The sequence below is a fragment of the Vescimonas sp. genome, assembly GCF_057856985.1.
Map to the genome: position 1 here is coordinate 207,260 of NZ_DBLZXX010000001.1, position 11,962 is coordinate 219,221.

Sequence of the window (11,962 nt, forward strand, 5' to 3'; positions counted from 1 at the left end):
TGCCGGACGGCAGGCCTCCTTTGTGCTGTATGGAAATCACTCGATGACGGGGAGATTCTTGACCACGGCGGCGCAGCGGGGGCACAGCTCGGGGTGCTCCGCATCGCTGCCCACGGTGGGCAGGACCTTCCAGCAGCGCAGGCACTTGGCGCCGGCGGCGGGGCGGACGGCCACGGCCTGCTCCGCGCCCACATCCACGCGGACCTGAGAGACGATGAGGGTATCGGCCAGGTCGGCGGCGTCCATATCGGCCAGGAAGGCGTCCTCGGCGGTGACGGTCAGGTCCACCTCGGCCTCCAGACTCTTGCCGATGGTCTTGTCGGCACGGGCCTGCTCCAGCGCGCCGTTAACGGCGGTACGGAGGGCGGCGAGGCGCGCCCACTTGCCCATTTCCTCCTCGCTGAGGGCATAGGCGGCGTAGGGCTGCACCATCTCGTTGAACAGGACGTTGCGGGCATCGTCGGCGGAGCGGTGAGGCATGGCCAGCCAGACCTCATCGCAGGTGAAGGCCAGAATGGGAGCGAACATGCGGGTCATGGCGTCCAGGATCAGCCAGACAGCCGTCTGGGCGCTGCGGCGCTCCAGCCCGCTGGCCTCGCCGCAGTACAGGCGATCCTTGATGATATCGAAGTAGAAGGAGCTGAGATCCACCACGCAGAAGTCGTTGATCATGTGGGACACCACATGGAACTCGTAGTTGTCGTAGGCGGCGAACACCTTTTCAATCAGGGTGTTCAGGCGGGTGACGGCCCACTTGTCCAGAGGCAGCATCTCATCGGGCTGCACCAGATGGTCGGGATCGAAGCTCACCAGGTTATCCAGGCAGAACTTGCAGGTGTTACGGAACTTCAGATAGTTCTGGCTCAGCTGCTTGAAGATCTCGTCGGAGCAGCGGACATCCACGTGGTAGTCGGCGGAGCCGGCCCACAGACGCAGCAGATCCGCGCCGTACTTGTCGAAGATCTCGGCGGGGTCCATGCCGTTGCCCAGAGACTTGTGCATGGCCTTGCCCTCGCCGTCCACGGTCCAGCCGTGGGTGACGCACTCCTTGAACGGAGCGCCGCGGCCCAGAGCGCCCACGGCCACCAGCAGGGAGGACTGGAACCAGCCGCGATACTGGTCAAGGCCCTCGATATACATGGTGGCGGGCCAGAAGCCCTGATCGCGCTCCATGGCGGCGAAGTGGGTGGAGCCGGAGTCGAACCAGCCGTCCAGCGTGTCGTTCTCCTTTTCGAAGCCGGCGGACTTGCCGCAGTGGGGGCAGGTAAAGCCCTTGGGCAGGATGTCGGCGGCATCCATATCGAACCATGCGTTGGAGCCCTTCTCCTCGAACAGGCTGGCCACGGCCTCGATGCTCTCCTCGGTGCAGACGGGCTTGCCGCAGTCCTTGCAGTAGAACACGGGGATGGGCAGGCCCCAGCGGCGCTGGCGGCTGATGCACCAGTCGGTGCGCTCCAGGATCATGGAGCGCATGCGGTCTCTGCCCCAGGAGGGCACCCAGCGCACGTCCTCACAGGCGGCGATGGCCTCATCCTTGAAGGAGTCCACGGAGCAGAACCACTGGGGGGTGGCGCGGAAGATGATGGGCTGCTTGCAGCGCCAGCAGTGGGGATAGCTGTGGACGATGTCCTCACTGGCGAACAGGGAGCCGTTGTCCTTCATATCCTGAAGGATCACGGGGTTGGACTCATCGGTGGTCATGCCCTCGTACTTGCCGGCGTAGGCGGTGTGCTTGCCCTGATCGTCCACAGGCACCACCATGTCCATACCGTAGCGCTTGCAGGTCACATAGTCGTCGGCGCCGAAGCCGGGCGCCGTGTGGACGCAGCCGGTACCGGAATCCATGGTGACGTAGTCCGCCAGCACCAGACGGGAGGTCTTGGGCAGGAAGGGGTGGTCAGCCAGCATATTTTCAAAGAAGCTGCCGGGGTGAGTCTCCACGATCTCATAGCTGTCGAAGCCGCCGATCTTCATGACCTTGTCGGTCAGGGCCTCGGCCATGACGTACAGCTCGCCGTTGGGGGCCTTCACCACCGCGTAGCTCTCGTCAGGGTGCAGAGCGATGGCCAGGTTGCCGGGCAGGGTCCAGACGGTGGTGGTCCAGATCACGAAGTACAGCTTGCTGTGGTCCAGATGGGACAGCCTGCCCAGATCATCGTGCATGGGGAACTTGACGTAGACGGTGGTGCAGGGATCGTCCTTATACTCGATCTCCGCCTCGGCCAGCGCCGTCTCGTCGTGAGGGCACCAGTACACGGGCTTGAGGCCCTTGTAGATGTGGCCGTTCCGGTACATTTTGCCGAACACCCGAACCTCCTGCGCCTCAAAGCCGGGGTCCATGGTCTTGTAGGGATGCTCCCAGTCGCCCACCACACCCATGCGCTTGAAGCCCTCGCGCTGGACGTCGATATAGTGGTCGGCGAACTCATGGCAGGCGGTGCGGAAGTCCGCCACGCTCATGGCCTTGTGGTTCAGCTTGTTCTGCTTGATGATGGCGGACTCGATGGGCATGCCATGGTTATCCCAGCCGGGAATATAGGGGGTGTAGTAGCCGCGCATGGCGTACATGCGGTTGATGAAGTCCTTCAGGGACTTGTTCAGAGCGTGGCCCATATGCAGCGCGCCGTTGGAGAACGGAGGGCCGTCGTGCAGGGAGAACAGGGGCTTGCCCTCGTTCTTCTTCAGCAGCTCGTTGTAGAGGTCGATCTCCTCCCAGTGCTTCAGCATGTCCGGCTCGCGCTTGGGCAGGCCGGCACGCATGGGAAAGCCGCTCTTGGGCATGTTCAGGGTCTTTTTGTATTCCATGTTGCGTCTCCTTTTATCCGAAATTTTTTGTTGAAACAAAATAAAAAGCGCCTTTGTCTCGTTAAGAGACAAAGGCGCGTGAAAGCATCCTCTGCGGTACCACTCTTGTTGCCGCGGAAAGCGGCCACTCAGTCCCACCAGCCGTGGGTACGGGGTGATAACGGCCCGCTGCCGTCCGCGCTTACCGGCCAGAGGCCATCAGGCGGATGCTCGGGAGTGATACCCCAGACCGGCTGCCCGTCCGCCTTGCACCAAACGGCGGCTCTCTTCGCGCGGCAGGGAGGCGGGGCGCGTCTCCTTCATCGCAGTTGTACGGTGTTTCCTTAAGATAACGCTACTATACTCACAAAATTAGCCCTTGTCAATGGCTATTTTGCCGAAAAAACCGATTTTTTACAGGATACCGGCCAGCGAAAGCAGGCCCACCGCGCCCATAAACGTGTAGATGACGCCGCAGACGGTGAGCACCACGGTGATGATCTTGTAGACGGGGCTCTCCTTTTTCGTGTGCTTGAAGCGGCGGATATAGAACAGGGACAGGCAGGCGATGCCCAGCAGCAGGGAGGACAGGGAGCTCAGCAGGATGCTGTCCTTATACACCGCCAGACGCAGGATCAGCACCACGATAATGGCGGCGAACAGCACCGCCAGCCAGATGTTCAGCCAGGTAGGGAGCTTCACCCGCTCCTGCTGGTTGGCCTTTTCGATGATCTTCTGGGTCACGGGATTGCCGGCGTAGCCGGCGTAATTGCTGTTTTTCTTCTTCTGGTGTACGTTTTTGTTGGGGTTGCCCCGGGCCTTGCGGCGGGCTTCCTCCTGATTGGCGTACTGGTTGACGCCGGGCCGGTAACTGTTTTTGGACATGGGTCATTCTCCTCCTGTCATTTGATCCGTGAGATAGCGGCGCAGCAGGTCCAGCGCGTGGTGGGCGGAGAGGGTGCGGATGCGCTCCCGATCGCCGCCCAGCGCCAGCTGCCGCACGAAAACGCCCTGAGGCGTGGAAAGGGCTGTGAACACGGTGCCCACGGGGTTGCCGTGGTCGTCGCCTGCGGGGCCGGCCAGTCCGGTGACGGACAGGGCCAGATCCGAGCCGGTAAGGACGCGGACACCCATGGCCATGGCGCGGGCCACGGGGGCGGACACGGCGCCATACGTCTCCAGCAGGGAGGCGGGGACGCCCAGCACGTGCTGCTTCACGGTGTTGGTGTAGCTGACCACGCCGCCCAGAAACGTCTGGGACGCGCCGGGGATGTCCGTCAGGCGCTTGGCGATGAGGCCGCCGGTGCAGCTCTCGGCGGCGGAGAGGGTCAGGCCCCGGGCCTGACAGAGGCGCAGCGCCGTTTCCTCCAGCCCCGACACGTCCGTGCCGTAGAGATAGCTGCCAAGACGGCGGCGGACCTCCGCCAGCAGCGGGGCCATGCGGGCTTCGCAGGCGGCATCATCGGCGGCGCGGGCGGACAGGTGCAGCGACACCTCGCCGGTACCGGCGTAGGGGGCCAGCGTCAGATCCTCCTCCTGATGGAGCAGGTCGTTCAGAAGCTCCTGCACCTGCGGCTCCGTCAGGCCGAAGATGCGCAGGTCGTGGGAGCGGATGACCTGGCCGTGGAGCCGCTCCAGATAGGGCAGCAGGCAGTGCTCCGCCAGATAGCGGCATTCCGCGGGAACGCCGGGCAGCAGCACGGCGGTGACGCCCCCTGCGGTAAAGGCGCAGCCGGGGGCGGTGCCCACGGGGTTGCGGAACACGGTGCAGCCCTGAGGCAAATAGGCCTGCCGGAGATTGCAGGCGGGCATCTCCCGGTGGAACACGGTGTCGAAATAGCGGCGGATGTCCGGTACGATGTCCGGATGGAACACCAGCGGCGTGTCCAGCGCGGCGCACACCGCCGTTTTCGTCATATCGTCGTAGGTGGGGCCCAGGCCGCCGGTGAATACCAGCAGCTCCGCCCGCTGCCGCGCGGCGGTGACGGCGGCTTCCAGACGGCCCTCATCGTCGCCCACGGCGGTGTGATACAGCACGTCCACACCGGCGGCGGTCAGCAGCTCCGACAGGAACCGGGCGTTGGTATTGGTGACGCCGCCGGTCAGCAGCTCGCTGCCGACAGCGATGATCTCCGCGGTACGGGGCATGGGATGCGCCTCCTTAATACTGGGGCTTGACGCGGATCATCTCCCGGTTGGCCATGGCCCGCTGGCACAGGCCCTCCACGTCCAGCGCGGCCTCGTACTCCCGCGTCTCCTCCACGCTGGGCTTTGTCTTGGGGTGGCGGGGGGTGAACACGGTGCAGCAGTCCTCATAGGGCAGGATGGAGGTGTCAAAGGTGCCGATCTTACGGGCGATCTTCACGATCTCCTCCTTGTCAAGGCCGATGAGGGGGCGCAGCACCGGCATGGTGGCGACGTCCTCGCTGACGGCCAGCGCCTGCATGGTCTGGCTGGCCACCTGACCCAGATTCTCACCGGTGACGAGAGCGCGGCAGCGCAGCTCGCGGGCCAGCATATCGGCAAGGCGCATCATGAACCGGCGCATGATGAGGGTGAAGTGATCCTCGGGGCACTTGCGGCGGATCTCCTCCTGAATCTCGGTGAAGGGGATGATGAACACCGCCAGACGGCCGCACCAGGGCGTCAGCTCCTGGGCCAGCTTCAGCACCTTTTCCCGGGCCAGCTCGCTGGTGTAGGGAGGGGAGGCGAAGTGGATCATCTCCAGCTGGACACCGCGCTTGGCGATCATGTAGCTGGACACGGGGCTGTCGATGCCGCCGGACAGCAGGCTCACCGCGTGGCCGCCCATGCCCAGAGGCAGGCCGCCGGCGGCGGCCTCCGCCGGACCGTGGACGTAGGCCGCGTCCTCGCGGACCTCCACGTACACCGTCAGCTCCGGATGGTGGACATCCACCGTCAGGTGGGGAAAAGCGTCGTGCAGCGCGCCGCCCACCCACTGGCTCAGCTGGATGCTGCCCATGGGGAAGGTCTTGTCGGCCCGCTTGCTCTCCACCTTGAAGCTCCCGGCGGCGGTGAGGGCGCCGGCGAGATACGTCTTGGCGGTGTCGAAAATGGCCTCCTTGGACTTTTCACAGGGGAGGGCGCGGGTGATGGCGATGATGCCGAACACCTGCTTGCAGGCGGCGTAGGCCCCGGCGATGTCGCAGGTCTCCTCCGCCGGCTCCACGTAGATGGTGGACTGGCGGGAGTAAATTCTGAACTTGCCGAACCGCTGGGTGCGGCGGCGGATGTTGCTCATGAGCTTCATTTCAAAGCTGCGGCGGTTCAGGCCCTTCAGGACCACCTCGCCCAGCTTGCAGAGGATGATCTCGTGCATGGTGCGGTTTCTCCTTATTTTAGTATACTGCTGCGGTATTGGATGGCTTCGGCCAGGTGCGGTGCTTCGATGCGGGCGGCGCCCTCCAGATCGGCAATGGTGCGGGCCATGCGCAGGATGCGGTCATGGCTGCGGCCGGTGAGGCCCAGACGGTCAAAGGCGCTTTGCATCAGCCTTTCGCCGGCAGCGTCCAGCGCGCAGAACTGCCCGATCATGGCGGGGGGCATATAGGCATTGCAGGATACCTCCGTGCCGGAAAAGCGCTGCTTCTGCACCTCCCGGGCGGCGTTGACACGTTTACGGATGACGGCGGAGGACTCCGGCTTCTCTTTGCGGCGCATGGCCTCGTACTCCACGGAGGGGACCTCGATATACATGTCGATGCGGTCCAGCAGGGGACCGGAGATGCGGCGCATGTACTGGTCCACCTGATTTTCCGAGCAGGTGCAGCGGCCGGAGGGGTGGCCGTACCAGCCGCACTTGCAGGGGTTCATGGCGCACACCAGCATGAAGCGGCTGGGCAGCGTCAGCGTTCCCGCGGCGCGGGTGATGGTGACAAAGCCGTCCTCCAGCGGCTGGCGCAGCGTCTCCAGCGCCGACTTGTCGAACTCCGGCAGCTCGTCCAGAAACAGGACGCCGTTGTGGGCCAGAGATATTTCACCCGGGCGGGGCGTTCCGCCGCCGCCGGCCAGGGACACGGTGGAGGCCGTGTGGTGGGGACTGCGGAAGGGGCGGGTGTCCACCAGCGGGTGGGCGGGATCCGTCATGCCCGCCACGGAGTAGATCTCCGTGGTCTGGAGGGACTCGGCGCGGGTCATATCCGGCAGAATAGAGGGCAGACGGCGGGCCAGCATGGACTTGCCCGCGCCGGGAGAGCCGATGAGCAGAATGTTGTGGCCGCCTGCGGCGGCGATCTCCAGCGCCCGCTTCACGTTCTCCTGCCCCATGACATCGGCAAAGTCCGGCAGGGGGCGATCAGACGGCTTCGGCTGCCAGCGCGGCGCGGGGGTCATAGGCGCGTCGCCGTTGAGGTGGGCGATGAGCTGGGAGACGCTCTCCACCCCGTAGACCGTCAGGCCGTCGGCCAGCGTGGCTTCCGCGGCGTTCTGGGCAGGGACATACAGAGTCCTGACGCCCAGACGGGCGGCGCACAGCGCCATGGGCAGCACACCGGTGACGGGGCGCAGCGCGCCGGTAAGGCTCAGCTCGCCCAGAAAGGCAGCGTCCTCCGGCAGGGGCTTCAGCTCCTCCGCTGCGGCCAGGATACCCAGCAGGATGGGCAGATCGTACAGTGTGCCCTCCTTCCGGACCCGGGCAGGGGCCAGATTTACGGTGATGCGGCTGACGGGGAATTTTGCCCCGCAGTTTTTCACGGCGGCCCGCACCCGTTCGCGGGACTCCTTGACCGCCGCGTCCGGCAGACCCACCATGTCAAAGGCGGGCAGACCGCCGGAGAGAAAGCACTCCACCGTCACCTCGTAGCCGCGGATGCCGGTGAGACCCAGAGAACGCACAGTGACCACCATGGGTCGTTTCCCCCTTCCAAATGGTCGTTCAGCACCTATCTTATCATAAAATCGGGACGGTGAACAGCGATTTTTTCAAAAAAGCCTTCCGGTTTTTGCGCGGAACGACGCTTTCCGGCGGGATGGGAGTGAGAAATTTTGTGCATGGTGCTAAAAAAGTTTCAAAATAGTAAAAATAACAAAAAGCAGGTTTACATGGCGAAAAGTTTGTGATACTATCAACAATATCAACGGATAGGGGCCTTTTAGGGGGCCTCGATCGGATCAGCTTTCTCTCCGGACAGATGAGGAGGACGGAGAGGGAGCGCTTTCGCCTGCGTGCAGCGCAGACGGGGGCGATCACACCGACATTTATTTAAGGAGGCACGTTATGGTAAGAAAAATGAAATCCATGGATGGCAATAACGCCGCAGCGCATGTTTCCTATGCGTTTTCTGAGGTTGCTGCCATCTACCCCATCACGCCGTCCAGCCCCATGGCCGACTTTGTCGACCAGTGGAGCGCAAACGGCCTGAAAAACATCTTCGGCACCAAGGTCAAGGTGGTGGAGATGCAGTCCGAGGCCGGCGCTGCCGGCGCCGTTCACGGCTCTCTGGGTGCCGGTGCGCTGACCACCACCTACACCGCGTCTCAGGGCCTGCTGCTGATGATCCCCAACATGTACAAGATCGCGGCGGAGCAGCTGCCCTGCGTGTTCCACGTTTCCGCCCGTACCGTGTCCACCCACGCCCTGAACATCTTCGGCGATCACTCCGATGTTATGGCCTGCCGCCAGACCGGCTTTGCCATGCTGTGCGAGGGCAACGTGCAGGAGGTCATGGACCTGAGCCCTGTGGCACATCTGGCCGCCCTGACCGGCAAGGTGCCCTTCATCAACTTCTTCGACGGCTTCCGTACCAGCCATGAGATCCAGAAGATCGCCGTGTGGGACTACGAGGATCTGAAGGACATGTGCGACATGGACGCCGTGGCCGAGTTCCGCCGTCACGCCCTGAACCCCGAGCATCCCCATATGCGCGGCAGCCATGAGAACGGCGACATCTTCTTCCAGCACCGCGAGGCCTGCAACAAGTACTACGAGGCCCTGCCCGCCGTGGTGGAGAAGTACATGGACAAGATCAACGCCAAGCTGGGCACCGACTATAAGCTGTTCAACTACTACGGCGCTGCCGACGCTGACCGCGTCATCGTGGCCATGGGCTCCATCTGCGATGTGGCCGAGGAGGTCATCGACTATCTGAACGCCCACGGCGAGAAGGTTGGTCTGGTGAAGGTCCGTCTGTTCCGCCCCTTCGCACCCGAGAAGCTGATCGAGGCCATTCCCGCCACCGCCAAGAAGATCGCCGTTCTGGACCGCACCAAGGAGCCCGGCTCCCAGGGCGAGCCCCTGTATCAGGATGTTGTCACCGCACTGGCCAACGCCGGCATGAACGATGTGAAGGTCATCGGCGGCCGTTACGGTCTGGGCAGCAAGGATACGCCTCCCGCCTCCGTGTTTGCTGTTTACAGCGAGCTGAAGAAGGACGAGATGAAGCGCCAGTTCACCATCGGCATCGTGGACGATGTGACCAACATGTCCCTGCCCGAGGATGAGAACTGTCCCAACACCGCTGCGGCCGGCACCATCGAGTGCAAGTTCTGGGGCCTGGGCGGCGACGGTACCGTGGGCGCCAACAAGAACTCCATCAAGATCATCGGCGACCATACCGACAAGTACGTGCAGGCCTACTTCCAGTACGACTCCAAGAAGACCGGCGGCGTCACCATCAGCCATCTGCGCTTTGGCGACAAGCCCATCCGTTCTCCGTACTATATCAACAAGGCTGACTTCGTGGCCTGCCACAACCCCAGCTATGTGACCAAGGGCTTCAAGATGGTGCAGGATGTCAAGCCCGGCGGCGTGTATATGATCAACTGCCAGTGGGACTTCGATGAGCTGAACCACCACATGGATGCCGCTTCCAAGCGCTATATCGCGCAGAACAACATCCAGCTCTATACCATCGACGCCATCGACCTGGCCATCGAGATCGGTATGGGCAAGCGCAACAACACCATCCTCCAGTCCGCATTCTTCTCCCTGGCCAAGGTCATGCCCGAGGAAGAGGCCATCACCTACATGAAGGAGAAGGCCAAGGCATCCTACCTGAAGAAGGGCCAGGACGTGGTGGATATGAACTACAAGGCCATCGACCTGGGCGCCACCGCCTACAAGAAGATCGATGTGCCCGCCGACTGGGCCAACGCCGTGGATACCAAGGAGCCCAAGCAGCTCAAGGGCAAGCCCGAGCTGGTGAAGATGGTCAAGGACATTCTGAACCCCGTGGGCAAGATGGACGGCGACAGCCTGCCCGTTTCCGCCTTCGTCGATCACGTGGACGGCCAGTTCGAGCTGGGCGCTGCCGCCTATGAGAAGCGCGGCGTGGCCGTGTCCGTCCCCACCTGGGACAGCACCAAGTGCATCCAGTGCAACCAGTGCGCCTATGTCTGCCCCCACGCCACCATCCGCCCCTTCGCGCTGACCGCCGATGAGGCCGCCAAGGCTCCCGAGGCCGCCAAGATCGTGGACGTGAAGGCCGGTAAGGGCAAGGGCACCTATCAGTTCACCATGGCCATCAGCCCGCTGGACTGCATGGGCTGCGGCGTCTGCGTGGGCGCATGCCCCGTCAACGCGCTGACCATGGTGGCTCAGGAGGGCGAGCTTGCGCAGCAGGATGTGTTCGACTACTGCGTGGCCGAGGTGTCCGAGAAGAAGGATATGCAGGACAACACCGTCAAGGGCAGCCAGTTCAAGCAGCCCATGCTGGAGTTCTCCGGCTCCTGCGCCGGCTGCGCCGAGACCAGCTATGCCCGTCTCGTCACCCAGCTGTTCGGCGACCATATGTACGTTTCCAACGCCACCGGCTGCTCCTCCATCTGGGGCGGTCCCGCGGCTACCTCTCCCTACTGCACCAACAAGGAGGGCCATGGCCCCGCATGGTGCAACTCCCTGTTCGAGGATAACGCGGAGCACGGTCTGGGTATATTCGTGGGCCAGAACAAGATCCGTCAGGATCTGGCCGACAAGACCCGCGAGCTCATCGCTGTGGAGTGGGCCCGTCCGGAGCTGAAGGCCGCCGCTCAGGCGTGGCTGGACACCATGGACGACGGTACCGCCAACGCTGAGCCTGCCAAAGCCTACGTCAAGGCTCTGGAGGAGAGCATCTGCACCGTGGAAGAGCTGGCCGCTGTGCCTCAGTTCGCTGCGCACGCCGCTGAGCTGAAGAACAAGGGCGCTCTGTTCTGCGACTGCGCTGCCTGCACACTGGCGGCTGATATCCTCAGCAAGAAGGAATATCTGGCCAAGAAGTCCATGTGGATCTTCGGCGGCGACGGCTGGGCCTACGACATCGGCTACGGCGGTCTGGATCACGTCATCGCCTCCAAGCAGGACGTGAACATCTTCGTGTTCGACACCGAGGTGTACTCCAACACCGGCGGACAGGCATCCAAGGCCTCCAACATCGGTCAGGTGGCACAGTTTGCCGCAGCCGGTAAGGAGATCAAGAAGAAGAGCCTGTCTGAGATCGCCATGCAGTACGGCTATGTGTACGTGGCCCAGGTGGCTATGGGCGCCAACCCCGCGCAGACCATCAAGGCCATCACCGAGGCCGAGGCCTATCACGGCCCGTCCCTGATCATCGGCTACAGCCCCTGCGAGATGCACAGCATCAAGGGCGGCATGATGAACTGCCAGAAGGAAATGAAGAAGGCTGTGGAGTGCGGCTATTGGAACCTGTTCCGCTACAACCCCGAGGGCGAGAAGAAGTTCACGCTGGATTCCAAGGCTCCCGCCGGCGGCTATCAGGAGTTCCTGATGAACGAGGCCCGCTACTCCCGTCTGACCCGCGAGTTCCCCGAGCGCGCGGACGTGCTGTTCCAGCGCAACGAGGACGAGGCCAAGGCCCGCTTCGAGCACCTGCAGAAGCTGGTGGAGATGTACGACAAATAAGTCGTACCCCTTCACGGACATGCGATAAAAAAGGACCGCCGCACATAAGCGCGGCGGTCCTTTTTTGCTGCGGAGGCGAGGGGAACTTTTACGGGGAAGTCCTTTTTTGCTGCGGAGGCGAGGGGAGCTTTTACGGGGAAACGGGAGCGTTTGTGTTGGGAGCGCGGCGAGCGGCTGTTGAGGGCGGGCGGCGGTGGCCGTGGGGGGATGCGGCGGCTTTCTGCGGCGAGGACGCGGCGGCATAGGGCGGGAAAATGGAGATTTTTCCGTGCGGTGCTTGACGGTGCGCCGCCGTGCCGCGTATAATGAAGCATATTTTTG

The 11,962-nt window shown here is 63.2% G+C and carries 6 protein-coding genes; 1 reads left to right on the forward strand and 5 read right to left on the reverse strand.

Features of this window, described 5'->3' with window-relative positions:
• Positions 1-36: 36 nt before the first annotated feature.
• The 5 genes from ileS to ACZM22_RS01010 form a co-directional block, all read right to left on the reverse strand.
• A complete protein-coding gene (ileS, locus tag ACZM22_RS00990; protein ID WP_489542804.1) occupies positions 37-2,805 on the reverse strand; it encodes an isoleucine--tRNA ligase in 2,769 nt (922 codons plus the stop codon).
• A 393-nt stretch (positions 2,806-3,198) separates the two neighbouring features.
• On the reverse strand, positions 3,199-3,669 hold the full coding sequence (locus ACZM22_RS00995) for a hypothetical protein (RefSeq protein ID WP_483267170.1): 471 nt from the start codon (positions 3,667-3,669) through the stop codon (positions 3,199-3,201).
• A 3-nt stretch (positions 3,670-3,672) separates the two neighbouring features.
• Complete coding sequence (locus tag ACZM22_RS01000) at positions 3,673-4,932, reverse strand: competence/damage-inducible protein A (RefSeq protein ID WP_489542805.1); 1,260 nt, start codon at positions 4,930-4,932, stop codon at positions 3,673-3,675.
• 13 nt (positions 4,933-4,945) lie between these two features.
• Entirely contained in the window at positions 4,946-6,124 is a 1,179-nt protein-coding gene (gene thiI, locus ACZM22_RS01005; RefSeq protein ID WP_484423734.1) for a tRNA uracil 4-sulfurtransferase ThiI, read from the reverse strand.
• Between the two features lie 14 nt (positions 6,125-6,138).
• Positions 6,139-7,650 carry a YifB family Mg chelatase-like AAA ATPase gene (locus ACZM22_RS01010; protein WP_489542806.1) on the reverse strand — a complete coding sequence of 504 codons (1,512 nt, stop codon included), beginning with the start codon at positions 7,648-7,650 and terminating at the stop codon, positions 6,139-6,141.
• A gap of 370 nt (positions 7,651-8,020) precedes the next feature.
• Between ACZM22_RS01010 and nifJ the strand changes: the two genes are divergently transcribed.
• Positions 8,021-11,641, forward strand: a complete 3,621-nt coding sequence (gene nifJ / locus ACZM22_RS01015; RefSeq protein ID WP_489542807.1) for a pyruvate:ferredoxin (flavodoxin) oxidoreductase — start codon at positions 8,021-8,023, stop codon at positions 11,639-11,641.
• Positions 11,642-11,962: the final 321 nt, after the last annotated feature.

Bases quoted from the DNA above. Each gene is read 5' to 3' on its own strand.
- ACZM22_RS00995 (WP_483267170.1), bottom strand. From the start codon at position 3,669: ATGTCCAAAAACAGTTACCGGCCCGGCGTCAACCAGTACGCCAATCAG.
- nifJ (WP_489542807.1), top strand. From the start codon at position 8,021: ATGGTAAGAAAAATGAAATCCATGGATGGCAATAACGCCGCAGCGCAT.
- ACZM22_RS01000 (WP_489542805.1), bottom strand. From the start codon at position 4,932: ATGCCCCGTACCGCGGAGATCATCGCTGTCGGCAGCGAGCTGCTGACC.
- thiI (WP_484423734.1), bottom strand. From the start codon at position 6,124: ATGCACGAGATCATCCTCTGCAAGCTGGGCGAGGTGGTCCTGAAGGGC.
- ileS (WP_489542804.1), bottom strand. From the start codon at position 2,805: ATGGAATACAAAAAGACCCTGAACATGCCCAAGAGCGGCTTTCCCATG.
- ACZM22_RS01010 (WP_489542806.1), bottom strand. From the start codon at position 7,650: ATGGTGGTCACTGTGCGTTCTCTGGGTCTCACCGGCATCCGCGGCTAC.